Raw genomic sequence first — 22,680 nt, 5'->3', positions numbered from 1 at the left:
CTTGGTCAATAATCCTGCCGTCATCCTTGCCGATGAGCCATCAGGAAGCCTCGACACTAAGAACAAGGCAGAGCTTCACCAGCTCTTCTTCGACCTGAGAGACAAGTTCGGTCAGACTTTCGTCATCGTTACCCACGATGAGGGTCTTGCGTCCATCACCGACCGCACCATCCATCTCAAGGATGGAATGATAGAGAAGACGGTGGAGGCTGGAGCTGCTGATAGCCAGGAAGAAACTGCTGATAACAATAAAGTAGTTTCTGCAGAAGAACCAGACTCATCCATAGATTGCATCTAAACACCCTGAAAGGGCAGAAGCTCCTAGCCCAGGGCAACACCCTGGGTAATTACGGACGCAAACCTGTCGCCCTGTAAGGGCAAAAGCATTTTATATTCTCGAAAGTAATATTATATGGCAAAAAAGATAAAACTCGGCGATTTCAATCGCCTCCGCATCGTAAAGAAAGTAGATTTCGGTCTGTATCTCGATGGTGGTGACGAGGGAGAAATCCTCCTTCCATCCCGCTACGTTCCTGAAGACGCTGGCATCGGCGACGAGCTGGATGTCTTCCTATATCTCGACCAGGAAGAGCGTCTCATAGCAACCACCGAAACCCCTTTGGCAAAGGTGGGCGACTTCGCCTATCTCGAAGTAAAATGGGTCAACGAATTCGGAGCCTTCCTGGCCTGGGGACTGATGAAGGACATCTTCTGTCCATTCCGCGAGCAGAAGAAGCGCATGGTGCTTGGCAACTCCTACATCGTGCATATCCACATCGACGAGGAGAGCTATCGCATCGTTGCCTCTGCCAAGATTGAGCGTTATCTCAACGAAGACCATCCTCACTACAAGCATGGTGATGAGGTGGATCTCCTCATCTGGCAGAAGACCGACCTCGGCTTCAAGGTTATCATCGACAACCAGTATCCGGGTCTCATCTATCAGGACCAGATTTTCCAGTACATCCACACGGGTGACAAGATGAAGGGATACATCGGAAGAGTTCGCCCTGACGGAAAGATAGATGTCACCCTGCAGAAGACCGGCATCCAGCAGACAGCCGATTTCGCCGAAACCCTCTACCAGTATCTTCTGGACAACGACGGCGAGTGCAACCTTGGCGACAAGAGCGAGGCCGACGACATCTACGAGCGTTTCCACGTGAGCAAGAAGGTTTACAAGCGTGCCATTGGCGACCTCTACAAGAAGCGCCTCATCACCGTAAGCCCTATGAGCATCCGATTGGCGGAATAAGCAACAAGGCAAAAAAGTACTATTTTGTTATATTACGAACGAAATGCGGAAAAGCCACTTCTCCTAATTCTGGTGTGTATTCAAAACCTTCGTAACTGAAGGCTGCCAATTCTTCTGGAGTAGCAAGTTGGTTGCTTAGAATGTATCTCACCATAGCTCCACGGCAGGATTTAGCCCACACAGCCTGCATTTTCAGCCTACCATCCTTCTGGCGAACATAAAAGAGAGGCTGGATGACTTTCACTTCCCTGCAAATTCTCTTCCAATCAAACAGATGTTCATATTCTGCTGTAGAGAGATGGATAAGTATGCCATCGTCTGCTTTCACACTGTGGATAAGAACATCGGTAAGTTTATCTTTCCAAAATTGATTGACCGGCTTGTCGTTTGTAGCTTCAAGCGTCACGCAATGCTCCATACGATAAGGCACGATGCCATCCATCGGCCGAAGCAATCCATAGAGAAAGCAGGTAATCCAGAGATGTTTCTGGGCATACTGCAGGGATTCTTCTCCCAAAGTGTTGGCACGTAGATGCTTATACGCCTGTCCATTGTAGGAAAGTATGGCAGGCATCTTCTCTGCAGCCATAAAATTACGATAGCGTTTCCAGTTTTCCAAAGCTATCTTGTGGCTGCAATCAAGTTGCCTAGCCAATTCCTCTACGTCCAGCTTAGCCATTTCTGCAGCCAACATTTCTGCCACAGACTGGAAAAGTGGCTTTGAAACAGCTGCCCTATCTGCCTTATCAAACATGATTTTGGCATTTGCCAATAATATCTGCATAATACATTTATTTTAAAGGGTAACTCTTAATGATAGTTTTGCTGGCAAAGTTAATGAAAATATGGCAAAAATCAAAGAAAAGTTCAATAAAAGTATAATATATTATAAATAAGAATGCCATATTGTACTTTATCTTGCGAAATCTGAAAATATTTATTATTTTTGCACAATAAGTACAATATATATATGAAACTTAACAAAATCCGACATGCGGTGAAATCATCCTGGCATCGTCAGATGACGAATTGTGTCTTTGTGAAATGTATAAGAGAGTATTAACAAATGGAACAAAAAGAAAATAAACAAAAAACTCAAGCTTCTGAGGAGCAGGTGTCCTGCCCACCTCAGCAGCCAGTGGAACCACATCCCTTCATTTCTGTCATACCGCTGGCAGTACTTATCACCCTCATCGTCATGGTTGTCAAACTCTTCCCTGATGATGCCCTGGCGGGTGCCTCTCAGGTGGCCCTCATGATAGCCACAGCAGTATGCGTTGCACTCGGCATGGGAATCTACAATATGAAATGGAATATCTTCGAGGAGATGATCAAAAAGACCGTGGGCGATGCCGGAGTATCTATTCTGATCCTGCTGCTCATCGGAATGATGTCAGCTACCTGGATGATCAGTGGCGTGGTTCCCACATTAATATATTATGGTGTACAGATCATGTCGCCGACCTTTTTCCTACCCTGCGCCTGCATCATCTCCAGCATCATTTCCGTGATGACAGGAACCTCATGGACCACCATTGCCACCATCGGTATTGCTCTGATGGGAATCGGTGATGCCTTGGGAATACCAGCCCCCTACACCGCTGGAGCCATCATCTCGGGAGCCTATTTCGGTGATAAGCTCTCACCTATGAGCGATACCACCGTCCTGGCTTCAAGCATAGCCGGTGCCGATCTTTTCTCGCATATCCGCTATATGCTCTACACCACCATACCAAGCATCCTGCTCTCGCTGGTGCTCTATCTCATCATCGGACTCTGCTATGATTCCAAACCTGTGGATATCAGCCAGTATCTTACCGGTCTGAGTCATGGTTTCAATATCTCCCTACTTACGATGCTCGTTCCGGCTTTTACAGGATGGCTCATCTACCGCAAGACCCCCTCTCTCATCACGCTTCTTCTTTCAGCTCTTTCTGCATGCATCTGTGCCCTCATCCTCCAGCCGGAAGTACTGGTAAAGATTGCTGGCGAAGACAACATCACTGCCAAGAGCCTCTTTGAGGGAATCATGACTACCTGCTATACCCACACTCAGGTAGATTGCGGCATGGAGAACATCAATGAACTTGTGGCAACCCGCGGCATGGCAGGCATGCTCAACACCATCTGGCTCATTCTTTGTGCCATGTGTTTCGGTTCATGTATGGTAGCCAGCGGCATGCTTCACGCTATCACCCACGTGCTTCTGAAAAGCATCCACAGCACCATATCACTTGTCTGCAGTACCGTGACATCGGGTGTATTGCTCAATCTCGTTATGGGCGACCAGTTTCTGAGCATCATCATGAATGCATCTATCTACAAGGATGAATATGCAGAACGAGGCTACCGTCCGGAACTCTTGAGCCGAAGTACAGAGGATAGTGCTACCGTAACGAGCGTACTGGTTCCATGGACAGCCTGCGGTATGACGCAGAGTACGGTTCTCGGCATCCCGACACTGGTGTATCTCCCATTCTGCTTCTTCAACATCATCAGTCCATTGATGAGTTGTCTGGTAGCTATTCTGGGCTTCGTACCCAAGCCCCAATCCAAGGAGGACAAAGCACCTGCAGTGGAAGAGTTTGATATCCATTAAATCTATAGGGAATTAATTAATATAGGAGATAGAGTGAAAGCCGAAGCCGAAAGGGCAAGGAGAACGACAAGAACCCTCAGTAATGACAGGTGAGGGTTTCTAGAAATCCTTGAACCCATCTTCTCTCCAAATCCGTGTAAACAATATTCAAGAATGAGAGAATCAGGCAGAAACGCCCAGAAAATGGGGAAAGAAGAGATGGAGAATTTTCTCTTAAGGAAAACGACAGCTTCTCTTAAGAGATCTTTTCTCCACATCTAATCTGTAAAGTTATTTATCACAGCCAGTACTATATCCCCCACTCCATCTGGCTCTCCAAGATAGGAAAAGCTTCGGGATGTAAAAACTAAAAAACAATAGCCAAAGGCTCTCTTGCTTCCATGCAAGGGAGCCTTTTTCTTTGTAAAAGCCACAAAATTTTGCCTGCTTGTCTTGTCAGTCTCAATTTTTTTTTATATTTTTGCAAAGAATAAGCAAAATAGCAGCAATGAAAATAGACAATAAGGCTCTATGAGAAGTTATAAACCATATATCATCAAACTATGCATCGTTTTCCTCTGCTTTGGCGGCCGGATACTTACCAGCTCTGCCCAGAAGGTAGAGACAAACGATTATTTCTATGTACTCAATACCCAACAGGGGCTTTCTGACAACCATGTCCTACAGATGATGCAGTTGACAGATGGCAGATTGGCGGTGAGAACTCCCAAGGGAATCAATCTCTATGATGGAAGGCACTTCTCCTTGATTCCCCTTCCTGAAGAAAAGGCAGAAAACATCACGAAATACAAGGGGCAGACGCATCTTTATGCCGATAGCCAGGACAGGTTATGGGTAAAGGAATACCAGAAGATATTCTGTATTCTGCTTGCAGAGGGCAGAATTCTGGAACATCCCCTTGACGCTCTGTCTGGAAATGGAAAAGAGAATAAGATGAAAATGATGCGAAACGGCCCGACCCGGAATGACATTCAGGATCTGTTTGTAGATAGCAGGAAAAATGTATGGGTTGTTATGGGTGATTCGCTGCTCAATACGCAGGATGGCAATCTAATCCATTTGAAGAAGGAATGGGGGTGTCTGCAGGATCTGGATACCGATGGCAGACAGGTTTATGCTTTCATGGATTCAGGAATCGTGGCGGTTTTTCAGAATGATAAGCTGACCTATACCGCTTCTGCCTATTCAACAGCCGAAGCTCAGCATTATCAGAACACCTCACTCACCGTTCAGACACCGAGCGGACAGTTTTACCAGATAAGAACCGGACGTGATGAAAAGAACAAGACGGATGCTTCCATCTTCCTGCATTTTAATCCGGAAACCCGGAAATATTCCAGGATATACGCATGCGATTACCTCTTGCATACATTGAACATGTCATCAGACAATCAGGCTCTGATCAGCTGTCAGCATGGTTATCTGATGTTCGACTTCAAGTTGGGCACTACTCCACGCGAGGTAAAGGAATTGGCTTTGCCTGACGGAAAATCGCTCACCACAGGCATCAATACGGTTTATCGGGATAAGGAAGGAGCCATCTGGCTGGGAACCTATCACGATGGTCTGATTTATGTTTCACCAATGTTGGGCCTCTTCTTCACAATAGACCAACCCTGGTGGAAGTCGGGATGGGCGATAGCTGGCTTGGTGGTTTTCCTCGTGATTTTGGTGGGCATCATCACTCTTTATCTTCGTAGAGGAAAGAAAACAAATGTAATAAATACCGATTCCACAAAAGATGACATTCCTTCCTTGCCAGAGGATAGCCTGCTACCAGAAACAGCCGAGGCTGTCAATCGGGAACCCGAGCTGATTCTTCAGGTGCGTGCTCTGATAGAACAGCATCTTGAAGATGGCGAATATGGCGTGGAACAACTGGCACAGGATCTCTGTATGGAGCGGACAGGACTTTATAAAAAGCTGACGGCTCTGACCGATACTACTCCTGTGGCATTTATCCGCAGCATCCGCCTTCGTCGTGCAGCTGCCTTGCTTCAGGAAGGTAAGCAGAGTGTGAATGAAATTGCCGAGCGAACGGGCTTCAGCTCGCCCAGCTATTTCACCAAGTGTTTTAAGAAGGAATTTGGCGTATTGCCTTCCGAATATAGATAAATGATGCCGGAATAGCCCTGGAATGGGGCTTTTCCGGCATTTTTCAACAAATGTACCACTCGATTCATCATTTGTTTTATCCCTTTTCCACCATTTAGCATTACCTTTGCAACCGAAATACAATCTTATGTATTTGGAACAGTACAAATCATAAACCCTCTAATAAAATAAACAAAAGTATGCTAAAGAATTTATCTCTCATTGCCCTTTTGGGCTTCGCTGTAGTTGGCGTTCCAAGTGAACTCAGCGCCAAGAGCGTAAAGGTGGCAGGCACCCAGAAAGGTACGGCTGCCAAGTCTGTCACCCGTCAGGTGGCTCAGCAGAATGTAACCATCGAATTCTATTCTCCATCCATCGTCCGCATCTTGAAATCTGATGCTGGACTTGGTGCTCCTGTTCAGAAGAAAAGCTATTCTGTTGTTTTGAAACCTCAACAGATGAAGGACGTTCAAATACAGGAAAATGGTGATGTTGTAAAAATAAACTCTGGTTTTATCTCCGTAGAACTGAATCAGCAGACTGGCGAAATCCGCTTTCTTTCGAAGGATGGAAAGTTGCTGCTTACCGACACGAAGACCCGTCTGGAAGCCCGCAAGGATGAAGCCAACAAGGGCAAGTACCGCATAGAGCAGGACTTCCGCCTTGCTGATGACGAGGCCATCTATGGCTTGGGACAGTTGCGTGATGTTTACATGAATCAGCGTGGTCGCCAGAACATCGAACTCTGGAATCATAACACCTATATCGCCATCCCTTATTTCACCAGTGAGAAGGGCTATGGTCTTTACTGGGACAATGCAGGAAAAACCTATTTCAATGATATCGTAGCATCCAAGAACAATAGCAACCAGCCATCATGCACTTCCTTCACCAGCGAAGTGGGAACCTGCGCCGACTACTATTTCATGTACAAGGATGGTACACAGGATGGAGTCATCGCCAGCATCCGTGAACTCACCGGACAGGCTACGATGTTCCCGAAATGGGCGATGGGCTTCTGGCAATGCCGCGAGCGCTATAAGACCAGTGATGAACTGGCTGGCGTATTGGATAAGTATCGCGAACTGAAGATTCCTACTGATGCCATCGTGCAGGACTGGCAGTATTGGGGATGCGACTCCAATTGGAATGCGATGAAGTTCCAGAACCCATACTATATAAATAAGGTGGGCGACCCAGCCTATGCCAAGTATCTTCCTACCGATATGAAGCAGATGAAGGCACAGGGAGAACCCCGCCTGAAGAGTCCGGAAGAGATGGTGAAGTATGTTCACAAGAACAATGCCCATCTGATGATTACCATCTGGGCTAATTTCGGTCCGTGGACAGAGCAGTATCGTGAACTGAAGAAGATGAATGCCCTCCTTCCTTTCGATACCTGGCCAAGAAACAGTGGCGTGATGCCATACGATGTCTTCAATCCGAAGGCTCGCAACCTCTACTGGAAGTATCTTACCCACCTCTACCAGATGGGCTTCGATGCCTGGTGGACCGATTCTACGGAGCCAGACCATTTTGAGAAGCCGGGCGATGAGAACTATCAGACCTACGATGGTTCATGGTTGGGAGTGAAGAACGCCTTCCCATTGTTGCACAACAAGAGCATCTACGAGCACCAGAGAGCGATGAAGGGCAACACAAAGCGTTCGCTCCAGATGACCCGAAGCGGCAGTTTCGGTATTCAGCATTATGGCACCCTCTGCTGGAGCGGTGATGTGGTGGCTTCCTGGAACGAGATGAAGAATCAGATTCCATCGGGCTTGAACTTCTCGCTCTGCGGTATCCCATTCTGGAACACCGACCTGGGTGGTTTCTTCTACTGGGAGTTTGAGCAGAATCCAAAGAACCCTGCCATTCAGGAACTGCAGACCCGCTGGATGCAGTGGGGAACCTTCATGCCATTGATGCGCAACCACTGTTCTTCGCCGATGGTAAGCGAACTGTATGAGTTCGGAAAACAGGGTGACTGGGCTTATGATGCTATGATTAAGGCCATCAAGCTGCGCTATCGCCTTTTGCCTTATATCTACAGTACGGCTGGCGACTGTGTACAGAATAGCGGAAGCATGATGCGTGCCCTGGTAATGGATTATGCGGCAGACAAGAAGGCTTCCCGCCTGAACGATGAGTATCTCTTCGGCCGCAACATCCTGGTGAAGCCGGTAACCGATCCTTTATACACCTGGAAGGATAAGGAGAAGAAGGGCCATACCATCTATCCTGATGTAAGGAAGGCAGCTGCGCCTGTGAATGTTTACTTGCCAAAGGGTAATAAATGGTATGATTTCTGGAGCAATGCCCAGTATGAGGGTGGTCAGGATATCCAGCGCCTTTGTCCTATCGACATCATGCCTGTATTCATCAAGGCAGGTACCATCCTGCCATTCGGTCCTGAAGTGCAGTATAGTTCAGAGAAGCCTTGGGATGAGCTGGAAATCCGTGTCTATCCTGGTGCTGACGGTTCGTTTACGCTCTATGAGGACGAGGGCGACAACTACAACTATGAGAAGGGTAAATTCTCGGAAATCAAGTTTGTTTGGAATGAAGCAGACAGAACCCTGAACATCGCACCACGCAAGGGCAGCTATAAGGGAATGCTCCAGCATCGCAGATTCCACATCGTACTGGTGGGTGCTGATAGCGGCGCAGGCGACCAGCCTATGCAGGCAAGCAAGAGCGTGGAATATGACGGAAAGGCTGTAAAGATACAGCTATAAGATCCTGGATAACCAGAAAAGGTTAAGTCGTACTCATTCTATACCTGTATCAGGAAATGAGAATATGGGTCGGAACGCACTACAAAACGTTCCGACCCATAAAAAATACTCTTAAAACTTTGCTGTTTCCGCTTTTTTTCTTATTTTTGCAGCAATTATTGTATAGATGATACTTAATCGCAAATATGGAAATAGATAGAGAAACGATATTATTAATGTCAAAAGGAGACAAAAAAGCATACGAAACGATGTTCCTCAGGTTTTATCCCAAGGTACATCGTTTTGTAGCTATGCTTCTGAAAAACAAGGATGACGCAGATGATGTCTGCCAGCTCATCTTCTTGAAGATATGGAACAAACGGGAGAAATTTACTGATGTTAGAGATTTTGATTCATATCTTTTTATTCTTACCAAATATACAGTCATCAACTATATATCGTCAAGACATGTAATGCCTATTGATATCGATAGCTTGCCAGACCGATATAGCAACGAGTCTTCACCCTTTGATGACGTGGTAGCCAAGGATACCCAACTACTCATTGATATGGTGGTAGAAAATATGCCCCAGCAACGTCAGATGATCTATCGCATGAGCAGAGAACAACATCTTAAGAATGAAGAAATAGCTCTACAGTTAGGTATTCAAAAGAAAACGGTAGAAAATCATCTGAACTTAGCTCTTAAAGAAATCAAAAAAGCCTTATATTTTGTATTTTTACTAACCCAACTTTGGGGGTAACCAATTCAATATATGTCTTTAAAATAAAAGAATATTACTATGGCTACAAGAATAAAGGATATCATAAAGTATTATATCAGGCACAACGTGTCAGACAAGTTGAAAGAAAGGGTGTTAGATAGAGTTTCCAATACCCGGGATGACGGTGAAACTAACGAAGTACTTCGAGATGTATGGAATCAGGCTGATTCTGCTTACATGGAAGAAGAAGAAATCTCTACCGCATACAAGCGGATCTTTGAGACTAAAGGCACAAAGGAAAAGACAGAGATGAAAAACCATAGAATCCTCTATATTACAAGAGTAGCAGCTGTCGTTGCTCCTCTGCTGATACTCATTATTTTCGGTAAACTATACGTTCAGATGACTCAGCAACTCAAAGAAGCTCAGACTGCAACGCTTCTTCAGGAACAAACCAACAATGAGGAGACAAAAAATGTGGTACTTGCAGATGGAACCAAGGTAAAACTCTATCAAAGCTCAGTACTTCTCTATTCTTCTGCCTTCAATAAAACAGAAGAACGGAGAGTTTTCCTTTCTGGGGAAGCATTCTTCGACATCAAGCATAACGATGCACAGCCTTTCCACGTAAGAACTCCTCATTTTAAGATAACAGATATGGGAACTTCTTTTGCGGTTTCTTCTTATACTGATGACAATGAAGTATCTGCCACCCTCAAAACGGGTAAGATAGAACTCTGCATCTTGGGACAAGAAGACAAAATATACCATCTGAATCCCAACGATCAGTTAATATATAATGTGAAGACCAAGGAAGTAAATCTCCGTAAAGTACCAGACGACTTTGACGGTATGAGCTGGCACAACAAAAAAATAGATCTGAATGATGTAACATTGATAGAGGCAACCAGGATTATCGGACAAAACTTTGATATCAAGTTTACCTTCCAATCAAAACTGCATCAAAATACAAAGATAACTGTCCACTTCAATCGTGGTGAAACACTGAAAGGTACGATGTCAATAATCAAAGACTTGATACCAGGATTAAAATATGAAATAAGAAACAACGAAGTATTCATAAGATAATCCGCTTATATAAACACCTTCTAAAGTTCAGATACATAAATTATCTATGCTTTTGAAGGTGTTTTTTTATGAAAAAGCATTGTGTTTCCGTACACAATTATTTTTTTTCAGAAAAAAGCCTTTTTTCGAATTTATTATTAGGTGTAACACATACAATGGTTGTCTTCAAGACAGAAACAACAACAATTAATAACTTAAAAATAGATAGAGTATGAATCTTAAACGAATCTCAGTGTCATTCTTCAGCCTGCTTTTAGCAAGCCAAATGACCATTTCGGCTCAGAACGTCAGCTTTAGCACAAACAAGGTAACGCTCAAGTCAGCTTTTGAGAAGATTGAGAAGGCATCCAAGTATAAGATTGCCTACAACTCCTCACAGTTAAATGCCAACCGTTCGGTGACATTATCCAAGAAAAGTGATGATGTTTTTGGTATGTTGACCCAATTACTCAAAGGAACCAACTGTACCTATGAGCTGGAGGGAAATTACATTATCATCAAGCCTCTTCAGAAAGCCCAAACTTCTGGCAAGAAGGTAAAGGTGCGCGGTGTCATCAAGGATGAAACCGGCGAACCGATCATTGGTGCTACAGTAAGAGTAAAAGGACAGAGCGAAGGCACTGTTTCTGACTTTGACGGAAACTTCACTCTTGATGTTACAGACGACAACACCCTCCAAATCTCTTATATTGGCTATCAGACGCAAGAATTTGCGGTAGGCAAACAGCATCATTTTTCTATCGTGCTTGAAGAAGATAAAAAGATACTCAATGAAGTTGTAGTCATTGGATATGGTACCCAGAAGAAAGGTGATATTACCAGCTCTGTAGGTAGTGTCAAGAGTGAAGACTTCACAGCAGGTGCCATCAATGATGCAGGACAGCTGATTCAAGGCAAGATAGCAGGTCTGTCAGTTACCAATCCTAGCGGTAACCCTGTGGGCGGTACAGAAATATCACTTCGTGGAAGCACCACGATCCTGGGAGCTTCTACCAATCCGCTGATTCTCATTGATGGAGTACCTGGAGATTTCAACACGGTAGCACCTGAGGATATTGAGAGCATTGATGTGCTCAAGGACGGTTCTGCTGCTGCCATCTATGGATCTCGCGGCACAAATGGTGTCGTGCTCATCACAACAAAGAAATCAAAAGGCAACAATATCAATGAGGTACAATACAGCGGATACCTCAGTCTCTCTACAATTGCCAAGAAGCCAGACTTCTGTGATGCGGACGATTATCGCCAGCAGATCAAGGATGGATTGAGAGATGCAGCTTGGGATTTAGGCGATAATACCAATTGGATAGACGCCATTACCCGCACAGGTCTGAGCCATGTACACAATGTCTCTTTCAAGGGCGGCAATGCACAGACGAACTATATCTTCAATGTCAACTACAGAAATCTGCAGGGTATTTTCAAGCGCTCTGACAAGGAGGAATTTCAGGGACGTGCAGAGGTAAACCACTCTATGTTTGATGACAAGTTGAGATTCAACTTCCAGTTGCTGGGCAATCAGACTGGTTATACGGCAACAAGTGATGGCGGTAGCTTCAATACCTATAGCTGGCGCCAGGCCCTTATCCACAATCCTACAGAGCCTATCAAGAATGCAGATGGATCATGGCATGAGAACACTGGTATCTTCAACTATGACAACCCTGTTTCACGTATCTATGAATGCGATGGTGAGCAAAAGATTTCCCAGACACGCTTCAGTTCAAATATCACATTGACTCCTATCAAGGAACTTACCTTCAATGCACTCTTCTCTTACGATAAGATTAATCAGGAAGGTGGATATTATGAAACCAAGAAGCATATCTCTAATGTTCGCGACGGTATGAACGGCTATGCTTCAACTGGTGGAAGTAGCACAGTTACGAAATTGGTTGAGTTGACAGCACAATTCCACAAGAATTTTGGCAATCATACAATTCAGGCACTTGCAGGTTACAGCTATCAGGAAAGTACCTATAGCAACCAGTATGAACGTAACTACAACTTCCCTACCGATTTGTATAGCTGGCATAATATCGGTGTAGGACAGGCTTTGAAGGAAGGTTTGGGAACAGAATATAGCTATTGGCTTGATACGAACCTGATTGGTTTCTTCGGACGTTTGAACTACAACTATAAGAATCGCTATCTGTTAATGGCCAGTGTTCGTCATGAAGCTGCCAGTCAGCTCGCTGGTACCGAAAAACCATGGGGAACCTTCCCTAGTGTGTCGCTTGGATGGCGTATTACTGAAGAAAACTTCATGAAGAATCAGAAAGTATTCGATGATATCAAACTGAGAGCAGGTTATGGTGTTACAGGTTCACAGCCTAGCCAGTCGTTCCTCGGTGTGCCTCTGCTGGGCTATGGTGATTATTATCTCTATAATGGACAGTGGATTCGCGCATTGCAACCTACCCAGAATTCTAACGACAAGTTGAAGTGGGAAGAGAAGCATGAGTATGATATTGGTGCAGACTTCAGTATCTTGAACTATCGCTTGAATGTATCTGTTGACTGGTACTATCGCCTTATCAAGGGATTGCTCTACGACTATTCTGTGCCATCTCCTCCAAATCTCTACACCACTACACGTGCTAACGTTGGCGAGATGAGTAACAATGGTCTTGAAATCATGGTGAATGCCATTCCAGTACGAACCAAGGACTTCAAGTGGGAAACCACGATAACGTTCTCTACCAACTCCAACAAGTTAAAGAGTTTATCAAACGACCTTTATCAGACATCTTCAGATTACTTTATGACAGGCTGGATAGAAGAACCTATCAAGACCGAGTCGCACATCGTACGTATAGGTCATAAGGTAGGTGACATTTACGGTTTCAAAGTAGTAGATGTAGATGAGAGCGGTAAATGGATCTATCTTGACAAGAATGGCAATCGTGTGAACTACGATGATTTCACACATTCATTCGAAGACAAGCAGATTCTGGGAAATGGAGTACCAAAATGGTATCTTGGTTTCAACAACCAGTTCCGCTACAAGAACTTTGATCTTGCCATCAATATGCGAGGAGCCTTTGGTTTCCAAATCATGAATGGTATGAGAATGTTCTATGAGAATAGAAGCCGCCAAGACTGGAACCGTCTGCGCTCTGCTTACGACAAGGTATTTGGCAAGGCTGTACTCAACACACTGTGTTCTGAGGAATTTAACAGCTATTATGTTGAGAATGGTGATTATTGGAAGATTGACAATATTACTTTGGGCTATAGCTTCAGCAAGATCAACAAGTGGATCAAGACTCTTCGCCTATATGCATCTGTCAATAATGCCATCACTATCACCGGCTACAAAGGAATCGACCCTGAGGTTTCAACTTCCGGTTTGGCTCCTTCGTACGATAATCGTGACAGCTATCCTCATACCCGTGCATTCACCTTCGGTATGAACGTTACATTCTAATGATAATCAATTGATATAAAGTCATGAAAACAAAAATTATATATACTTGCCTTATCGGTGCAGCTGCACTCTTAGGCATATCTTCTTGCACAGACCTGAAAGATACAAATTATACAAATGTCGTAGCAGATGGTTTTCAGCCAACTGATGAAGACGTGGCATCATTATTGTCTTCTGCCTATGTGTCTTGGCGAAAGACGATGCTTCTGTGGAATGGTGTGGCACGTGCAGAAATGCTTTCTACCGACCAGGACGTAATCCCAGCACGCCCTAACGGATGGGTAGATGGTGGTGTTTACAAACGTATGCATCAGCATAAGTGGACCAGCGAGGATGATATTCCTTTGCAATCATGGGTTCGTACTTATGATGGCATCAATGCATGCAACCGTGTACTATACCAGATAGAATCGGGCCAGATTCAACTGGGCGACAGAGAGACAACCATCATCTCTGAGCTGAAGGTCTTGAGAGCTTCCTATTACTATCTGCTCGACGATTTGTTTGGCAATGTACCTATCATTACCAAGTTTGACGTACCTGCCGGCTACCTGCCTGAGCAAAGCACCCGTAAGGAGGTATATGAGTTTATTATTCAAGAACTCACCGAAAATATTCCAAACTTGTCTGAAGAAGTAAATAACGAGTATTATGGTCGATTCAACAAATGGGCAGGCTATACCTTACTTGCCAAAATGTATCTCAACTCAGAGATATTCAGTGATGGGACCCACAAGGATTACGATAAGTGTATTGAGGCGTGCAACAAAGTCTTGGAATGCGGAAAATACAGTATGGAAACTGTTCGCAAAAATGTGTTCGTAACCAATAATGAGAACAGCAAGGAGATTATATTTGCACTTCCTTTCGACGAGACTTATGTTACCGACTGGAATGCATTCGATTTCCATATGTACAGTTTGCAGCCTGAGAATCAGGCAACCTACAATTTCAAGGCCACTCCATGGGGTGGTGCATGTGTAATTCCTCAATACATTGAATCGTTCGATCCTGATGACCAGCGCTTGAAGGACGATTTCATTTCTGGTCCTCAATATGACAAGAATGGCGGAGTTTTATATTGTACAATGGGTAATATGAAAGGTAAGCCTCTTGATTACGTCAACAAGGTGAACAGTATTGATGATTCTGACGAAAACCAAGGATGGAGATGGGGTAAGTTTGAGTATGCAGAAGGTATAACAAACCGACTGAGCAACGACTTCCCATTATTGAGATATGCTGATGTTTATCTAATGAAAGCTGAAGCACTCTTAAGAACAGGGCACGCAGACGAAGCAGCGGAACTTGTAACGAAAGTAAGAGAGCGCAACTTCACGGAACATCCAGCCAAGGCTATCGTCACTGGAGAGCAATTGCAGGAAACCAGTTGTTATGACTACGGTCGTCGGGACAACGTCAAGTCAACTCATGATCATGCAATTATTCAATATGGCAGAATGCTTGACGAGCTAGGTTGGGAATTCTCTCAGGAGGGACGTCGCCGTCAGGATATGGTCAGATTTGGAGTCTTCTCTACTCGCTCTTGGTTCTCTCATGATGCAAGTAGTAAGGAAAAGGATTTATATCCAATTCCTAACAGTCAGATACTGACCAATCCAAACCTGAAGCAGAATCCTGGTTATTAAAGAGGTTTCAACAATTCAGTCTTTATTAATGACCAGAAAAGATATCTTTTGAAGAAACTAACAAATTATACTGCACTATTATGCGCGAATCAATACTTTTATCTTATTTCGCACAAAATAGTGCAGTAATATTTTAATGATATAAATTCCTAAGTTACTGAAATTTCGTAAGTGAATATATATATATCAACTTGCGTATATTATATATTGCGTATGTGCAACAGGATTACTTTCGGTAAAATCAGCCAACTTTCCTGTTGCATTTATAGAGTAATGCTCTGCTGTTGATGATTAAGGAACAGTAACTTACAGAGATACATTCCTTTATTAAGAATTTAAATAGAAAAAATATCAAAAAATGAAGAAACAACTGATAATTGCTCTGTTGAGCATAGCTCCAGCCTTGGGTGTTGTGGCGCAAGATAAACTTTATAAGGATGAGTTCCCGCTGGGCGACATCACCCTTCTGGACGGACCATTGAAGCATGCTCGCGACTTGAACGTGAAGGTGCTCCTGAAATATGATTGCGACCGCATGCTGGCCCCGTATCGTAAGGAGGCAGGCTTGCAACCTCGCAAACCTTCTTATCCCAACTGGGATGGACTGGACGGACATGTGGGCGGACATTATCTGTCGGCCCTTGCCATCAATGCGGCCACAGGCAATGAGGAGTGCCGCAAGCGCATGGAATATATGATATCCGAACTCCAGCTGGTGCTTGATGCCAACAATCAGCGTCCTGAAGCCTGGTGCCATAACTATATCGGTGGTGTTCCGAATAGTGCCAAGATGTGGACGGCTTTCAGTAAAGGAGATTTCGGACCTTACTTCGGTACGTGGGCACCTTTCTATAACATTCATAAAATGTATGCAGGTCTTCGTGATGCATGGCTCTATTGCGGAAATGAACAAGCGAAAAACCTCTTTCTGAAGTTCTGTGACTGGGCTGTAGATATCACCGCAGACTTGAGTGATGAGCAGATGGAGCAAATGTTAGGCAATGAGCATGGTGGCATGAACGAGGTGCTTGCCGATGCCTATGCCATCACCTATGATGCGAAATATTTGAGTTGTGCTCGTCGCTTCTCTCACAAACAGTTGCTTGCTCCGATGGAGAATGGCAAGGATTGTCTCGACAATATGCATGCCAACACGCAGATTCCTAAGGTTATCGGATACCAACGCATTGCAGAGTTAGCACATGATATGCAATATCATAATGCCAGTGAGTATTTCTGGGAAATAGTGACTCGCCAACGTTCGCTCGCTTTGGGTGGAAACAGCCGTCGTGAGCATTTCCCAACTAAGGAAACTTGCATAGACTATGTCAACGATATCGACGGACCAGAGACTTGTAATACCTATAATATGTTGAAGTTGACCGAGGATTTGAACCGTGTCAACCATCAAGGTATGTATGGCGATTTCTATGAGACGGCGATATTCAATCACATTCTCTCTGCCCAGCACCCAGAACATGGAGGCTATGTGTATTTCACCTCTGCTCGTCCTCGTCATTATCGCAATTATTCTGCACCTAACAAGGCAATGTGGTGTTGCGTGGGAACAGGTATGGAAGACCATGGCAAGTATGGACAGTTTATCTGGACGCACGACAAGGGGATGAAGACTGAGGATGATGCGCTTTATGTGAATCTCTTCGTGGCTTCCGAATTGAACTGGAAGGAACGGAAGATGGTGCTTCGCCAACAGACAGCTTTCCCATACGCTGAGACATCTAACATAGAGGTAACTAAGGGAAAAGGTGTCTTCACCTTGAAGATTCGCAAACCTTTATGGTGTGATAACTTTACAGTGAAGGGAGTAGGCTTTGTCGTTGACTGCTATGAAGAGAATGGTTTCGTTTGTATCAAGCGCAAGTGGAAGAAAGGTGACCAGGTCGAAATCTCCATGCCTATGCATGCTTCTATCAAGCCGATGATCAATGTTCCTCAATATGTAGCCATCATGTATGGTCCTATTTTGCTCGGCATGAAGAGTGGCACAGAGGATATGCGTTCGCTCATAGCTGACGATAGTCGTTTCGGACAATATGCTGCTGGTATGAAGTTGCCGCTCGACAAGGCTCCTATCCTTCTGCCTAAGCATCTGAATGACATCGCCAAGGACTTGAAGCCTATCCCAGATAAACCTTTGCATTTCAAACTCGCCACCCACATGGAGAATGTTATCAATGGTGAACTGCAGCCTTTCTTCGAGATTCATGATTCTCGATATATGATGTATTGGTTGGCACTCGGCGAGAATGATTACAAGGCTTATATGCAGAAGTTGGCTGATGAAGAAAAAGCCCGTCAGGCTTTGGAAGCTAGAACTGTGGATAAGGTGAGCCCTGGAGAACAACAGCCGGAGACCGACCATCGTATGGAGACAGATGATTCGAGCAAGGGTAATACAGAAGGTATCTTCTTCCGTGATGCAGAGGATGGTCATTATTTCAGCTATCTGATGCAGACCAAGGGAGAGACTAATCTTAGCCTTCAGCTTAAGTTCTGGGGACAGGATGAGTGGCGTACAAGTGAGTTTGATATTTATGTCAACGACAAGTTGCTTTGCAGCGTGAACAACAGTCATCGCTGGCGTACTACACAGTTTAAGACCGTTGATTATGCCATTCCTTCAGAGTTTGTTAAGGGCAAGAAGGAAATTAGAGTGAAGTTTGTGGCTCAAAAGGGCAAGCAGGTTGGACAGATTTATGGTGTGAGACTTGTGAAGCATTAATTGTAGAAAAGTATATGTTAGCATATATTCGACTCAAGAATGAGGTAAGTACCTCAATCTTGAGTAGAGAATGTGTTGTAAGATAAATTTTCTGAATATAGATAAATGATGCCGGAACAGCCCTGGAATGGGGCTTTTTCCGGCATTTTTCAACACATCCTTTACAAATATTTACTAAAAACATATTACAACACACTAATATTCAACAAAATAATATCAAATTCATAGTTTTATCCATATCTTTGCAGAAAAATAGAATATAATTGTGATGATATTTACCAATACGATCATATCGAATCAAAACAGATGTAATGTACCCCATTACATTCTCAACTGCAGTCTTCGGAAATAATACCTATCTTGTTTGAGATAACATATTATTAACGAATTAAAAATTACATGGGTTTAATCATATTATATTTTTTAGGTGCTCTGTCACTATCCTTTTTATGCTCCGTCCTGGAGGCGGTGCTACTTTCTACTCCGATGTCGTTTATCTCGATGAAGGAGAATCAAGGCAACAAGACTGCCTCGTTGATGAAACAGTATAAAAACAACGTAGATCGCCCTGTGGGTGCCATTCTTTCGCTCAACACCATCGCCCACACCATCGGCTCTGCCGGCGTGGGTGCCGAGTCTATCAAACTCTTTGGCGAAGAATACTTCGGTATCATTTCCGCCATTCTCACCTTGCTGATTCTGGTGCTTTCAGAAATCATCCCGAAGACCATCGGTGCTTCTTACTGGCGCTCGCTGGCAATGCCATCCACCAAGATTATCCGGGTACTCATCTTCATCACCTACCCTCTGGTACTGCTCTCAGAACTTATCACAAAGGTATTCACGCCTAAGAGCCACCAGGCTTCCATGAGCCGCGAAGAGGTTTCGGCCATGGTAGATGTAGGAACCACAGAAGGCATCTTCCGAGAATCGGAAAGCAAGATCATCAAGAGCTGCATCCGTCTGGCTGGAGTTAAGGCAAAAGAGGTGATGACACCATCCATCGTGGTAGAATCTGCTAATATGCATCTAACCACCAAGGAGTTTTACGAACAGAAGAAGTGGAATTTCTCACGCATTCCTGTATATGATAACAATAAGGACTATATCGTGGGCTACATCCTGAAGGATGTAGTTCTCAAATCGGTTTCAGACGATGAATTTCAAACCCGATTATCCGAGCTGATGCGCTCGATACTTTCCTTCAACGAGGATGAATCGATATATCAGATTTGGGAAAAGATGTTGGAAAAGCGAGAGCACATCTCCATTATTGTAGATGAATACGGATGCCTTCGCGGCGTAGTTTCCATGGAGGATGTGATAGAAACAATGACGGGCGTGGAAATCGTAGATGAAGACGATGTTGCCGTGGATATGCAAGCCTTGGCTAAGGAAAAATCACGCCTGATGATGCAGAAAATGAAGTAATCGAGTAGGAGGTAAACACTAATCATAGGTGTTTATCTCCTATTTTCATGTTTACCGACCTCTCACACCACCGTACATGCGGTTCCGCATACGGCGGCTTCTTGCATCACGCAAGAAAACCGCCCTTTTCATTCTACATGGCAATAGAGAATACATACCCTATCGCTGAGATGAGATTTATGGTCTTTTTTATTGAGTTGAGATTTATGCTCTTTTTTATTGAGTTGTTTTATAACCCGAAATTGATATTCTATTTTTCTTCTTTCTTCCCTGGGGTTACATCTTTCTGAAGAGAGAATACAACAGGGATGGCATATTTTACGTTTACCGGTTTACCATCCTGTGTACCAGGAATCCAGTTAGGCATCGCCTTCACGATTCTCAAAGCCTCAGCATCCAGTTTTGGATCTACAGATCTTGCAATTCGGGCTTTGGCAACGCTACCATCCTGCTGAATGACAAAGGTTACAATCACACGGCCCTGCTTTTTGGCTTTGACGGCGGAAGCCGGATACTTGATGTTTGCAGCCAGATACTTCATCATTACTCCCTGACCACCAGGAAATTGCGGCATTGTCTCTATTACGTCATGAACCACATTCTTGGTTGTATCGGCTGGGGCTGTCGCATCAGAAGCCTTTGCTTCCGCCTTCTGTTCAGCTTCCGACTTTGCCAATTCAGCAGCCTTAGCTTCTTCTGCCTTTTTGGCTTCTGCGGCAGCTTTTGCTTCTTCAGCCGTCGGATTCGCCACAACCACATCAGCATTCAGAGCCTGCTCAGCCTTCTGCTGAACCTCGGCTACTTCCGGAATCTGCTCGCCAATCTCACGAGCCACACTCTCGATGTTGCTCACCATAAGCAACGCTCCTGCTAAAGGTGCGAAAAGGAGGTACTTCGCCTTGCCTATTTCACTGGTTCTACGTTTGTTCATCATTTTAATTCTTTTTTTAAGAGGTAATAAATTAAAATTATTGGCAATCTTGGTCGATTCATTCGGCTGTCGATATGCCAAACCTAGAAGGTGATACTGATAGGATTTGCGCGCGTTGCCATCAGATAATACACTTTCATCGGCTAAATATTCCAAATTCATTCTTACTTCCCGCTTCATCAGCCAGGCAAACGGATTAAACCAGCAGGCGATGGAGAAAAGCTCGGAGAAGAGGGTATCCAGGGAATGGAGACCCGAAACATGGGTGCACTCGTGAACCATCACTTCGTGCAACTGCTTGCCTTCCAGGGTAGATGGATACATAAACACCCAGCGGAAGAAGGAGAACGGACTCCCCTCGCCTCTGAGAAGATGTACCGTAATGCCTTCCACCTCCTGCTTCCGGGAAATAACCGCAAGGCGGATGATGCTGAAGAGCTGCCATACCAAACGCAATGAGAGAACGACAACTCCTGCCCAATAGATACCCAGCAGCATATCTATCCAGGTTATGCTGGGAGCCTGAGCCTTTACAACCACCACGGGATAAAACGTGTCGGCATATACATTCGCCATACTCGCCATCGTTGGTGTATCGCGCACCCAATATTCCAGATTGAGTGCCGGAACCATCAGGGCAACGGCATAAATGAGCCAGAGGGTAAGGCGGCGAAGACCGAAGAAAGTATCGCGGCTCACCGTGAGGCGATAAAATCCATAAAGGAGCATCAGGGCTACATTGATTTTTATAAGATATATTGCCATACAGTTTCGATTTTTGTTTGAAATGAACTTAATAATTATTCTTCCGAAAGCTTGATTTATTCTTCAAAGTTCTCGAGTCATTCTTCCGAACTCTCAATTTCACGGATGATATCCTTGAGGTCCTCGGGACTGATTTTCTCGTCCTTGGCAAAGAAGGAAACCATTTCCTTGAAGGAATTCTTGAAGTAATTATTCACGAAACCCGACAGGAACTTCCGCTTGTAATCGCTCTCGGCAATGAGTGGAGAATAGACATACCCCTTACCATCCCGCTCCGCCTTGACATATTCCTTGCGCTTCAGATTGTTCACAATAGAAGCCACTGTAGTATAAGGTGGACGAGGTTCTGGCAACAGTTCCATAATCTGTTTCACGGCACATCGTCCCAATCGCCATATCCGAAGCATAATATCTTCTTCCTGATTCGTCAGCTTTTCCATATTTCTATCTTTATTCTTTTAAATTCAACATTCTTGTTTCTAAATCACGCTGCAAATCTACGAACTTTTCGTATAAACACAAAACAATCTACGTTAAAAAACATAAATTCAGCTATATTTTAACGTTTTACGAGCTTTTCGTAATACTAAAACATATATTGTTACGAGTTTATCGTAGATTACATATAAAAAGAACCAATATATAATAATATACGAGAACACATAAGTTTGTACAATATCACATATCAAAAACTAATTGTTTTATTTATCTTTGCATAAGATAAGCTGCACTCGGCAATTTGTAAGCAAGCTTACATTGCGCTCGTTTGCATTATCTTTGCAAGAGAAATTAATAACGCAACAAAACAACCATTATGTGGTATCGCAAGCACTTCCATATCCAGGAAATGGGCGACCGCAAGTATTTCATCGAATGGGGGGTTCAGCAGGGCATTCTTCCTAGAGCCACCTATCAGAAAGCGATGGACAAGGCATGGAAGGCGCTTGCTGCATCAGTTCACGAGTCACCTGCACCGACAAGAAGATGGCATTCGATGCCAATCTCATCGAGAACACCGTAGCAAAGAAAGTGAATATCACCCCTAGAGAAAAGAGCAACGGATTGAAGACCACCGGCGATGCCGACGGGTTGAAATAAAGCATCTATTTATAGAAAACAACACAGAAACGGGCTTTATTCGTAGGAATAAGGCTCGTTTTGCTTTTTTATATCATTCCTTATTTCTTTTTACCTCTTAAAATTAGGCTGTTCCAATTATTTTGCTTAATTTTGCCTGCAAAATAATTTTGAA

The 22,680-nt window shown here is 44.1% G+C and carries 14 protein-coding genes and 1 pseudogene; 12 read left to right on the top strand and 3 right to left on the bottom strand.

Annotation, left to right across the window (positions count from 1 at the left end):
• Positions 1–298, top strand: a pseudogene (locus ACTQ53_RS15880) (lipoprotein-releasing system ATP-binding protein LolD); the annotation flags it as partial.
• Between the two features lie 114 nt (positions 299–412).
• Positions 413–1,255 carry a CvfB family protein gene (locus tag ACTQ53_RS15875; RefSeq protein ID WP_441934144.1) on the top strand — a complete coding sequence of 281 codons (843 nt, stop codon included), beginning with the start codon at positions 413–415 and terminating at the stop codon, positions 1,253–1,255.
• Between the two features lie 19 nt (positions 1,256–1,274).
• Here ACTQ53_RS15875 and ACTQ53_RS15870 read toward each other — a convergent pair whose 3' ends face one another.
• A complete protein-coding gene (locus ACTQ53_RS15870) occupies positions 1,275–2,039 on the bottom strand; it encodes a YaaA family protein (RefSeq protein WP_294971005.1) in 765 nt (254 codons plus the stop codon).
• A gap of 282 nt (positions 2,040–2,321) precedes the next feature.
• Here ACTQ53_RS15870 and ACTQ53_RS15865 point away from each other — a divergent pair, with 282 nt between their 5' ends.
• The 9 genes from ACTQ53_RS15865 to ACTQ53_RS15825 all read left to right on the top strand — a co-directional run bounded on the left by ACTQ53_RS15865 (position 2,322) and on the right by ACTQ53_RS15825 (position 19,732).
• On the top strand, positions 2,322–3,854 hold the full coding sequence (locus tag ACTQ53_RS15865; protein ID WP_441934142.1) for a Na+/H+ antiporter NhaC family protein: 1,533 nt from the start codon (positions 2,322–2,324) through the stop codon (positions 3,852–3,854).
• 510 nt (positions 3,855–4,364) lie between these two features.
• Positions 4,365–5,969 (top strand): helix-turn-helix domain-containing protein, encoded by a 1,605-nt coding sequence (locus ACTQ53_RS15860; RefSeq protein WP_441934140.1) that lies wholly within the window; start codon positions 4,365–4,367, stop codon positions 5,967–5,969.
• Positions 5,970–6,148: 179 nt separating this feature from the next.
• Complete coding sequence (locus tag ACTQ53_RS15855) at positions 6,149–8,686, top strand: glycoside hydrolase family 31 protein (protein ID WP_441934138.1); 2,538 nt, start codon at positions 6,149–6,151, stop codon at positions 8,684–8,686.
• A 185-nt stretch (positions 8,687–8,871) separates the two neighbouring features.
• Positions 8,872–9,429, top strand: coding sequence for an RNA polymerase sigma-70 factor (locus ACTQ53_RS15850; RefSeq protein ID WP_441934136.1), 558 nt, complete (start codon positions 8,872–8,874; stop codon positions 9,427–9,429).
• Between the two features lie 39 nt (positions 9,430–9,468).
• Complete coding sequence (locus tag ACTQ53_RS15845; RefSeq protein ID WP_441934134.1) at positions 9,469–10,479, top strand: FecR family protein; 1,011 nt, start codon at positions 9,469–9,471, stop codon at positions 10,477–10,479.
• A gap of 211 nt (positions 10,480–10,690) precedes the next feature.
• Positions 10,691–13,909: a TonB-dependent receptor gene (locus ACTQ53_RS15840; protein WP_441934132.1), complete on the top strand. Its 3,219-nt coding sequence runs from the start codon at positions 10,691–10,693 to the stop codon at positions 13,907–13,909.
• 23 nt (positions 13,910–13,932) lie between these two features.
• Entirely contained in the window at positions 13,933–15,558 is a 1,626-nt protein-coding gene (locus ACTQ53_RS15835; protein WP_441934130.1) for a RagB/SusD family nutrient uptake outer membrane protein, read from the top strand.
• Positions 15,559–15,916: 358 nt separating this feature from the next.
• On the top strand, positions 15,917–18,301 hold the full coding sequence (locus ACTQ53_RS15830) for a beta-L-arabinofuranosidase domain-containing protein (protein WP_441934128.1): 2,385 nt from the start codon (positions 15,917–15,919) through the stop codon (positions 18,299–18,301).
• A 399-nt stretch (positions 18,302–18,700) separates the two neighbouring features.
• Positions 18,701–19,732, top strand: a complete 1,032-nt coding sequence (locus ACTQ53_RS15825) for a CNNM domain-containing protein (protein ID WP_441934126.1) — start codon at positions 18,701–18,703, stop codon at positions 19,730–19,732.
• A 250-nt stretch (positions 19,733–19,982) separates the two neighbouring features.
• On the opposite strand, the gene ACTQ53_RS15820 is transcribed toward ACTQ53_RS15825, so the two are convergent.
• Together ACTQ53_RS15820 and ACTQ53_RS15815 are read right to left on the bottom strand one after the other, a co-directional pair.
• Entirely contained in the window at positions 19,983–21,428 is a 1,446-nt protein-coding gene (locus ACTQ53_RS15820) for a TonB family protein (protein ID WP_441934124.1), read from the bottom strand.
• Positions 21,429–21,505: 77 nt separating this feature from the next.
• Positions 21,506–21,868, bottom strand: a complete 363-nt coding sequence (locus tag ACTQ53_RS15815; protein WP_089544338.1) for a BlaI/MecI/CopY family transcriptional regulator — start codon at positions 21,866–21,868, stop codon at positions 21,506–21,508.
• A 374-nt stretch (positions 21,869–22,242) separates the two neighbouring features.
• Between ACTQ53_RS15815 and ACTQ53_RS15810 the strand changes: the two genes are divergently transcribed.
• Positions 22,243–22,449, top strand: a complete 207-nt coding sequence (locus ACTQ53_RS15810; RefSeq protein WP_441934122.1) for a hypothetical protein — start codon at positions 22,243–22,245, stop codon at positions 22,447–22,449.
• The last annotated feature ends 231 nt before the right edge of the window (positions 22,450–22,680 follow it).

This window comes from Prevotella sp. Sow4_E9_plate, from assembly GCF_052116205.1.
Taxonomy (GTDB): domain Bacteria; phylum Bacteroidota; class Bacteroidia; order Bacteroidales; family Bacteroidaceae; genus Prevotella.
This window is presented reverse-complemented; position numbering and strand designations above follow the sequence as displayed.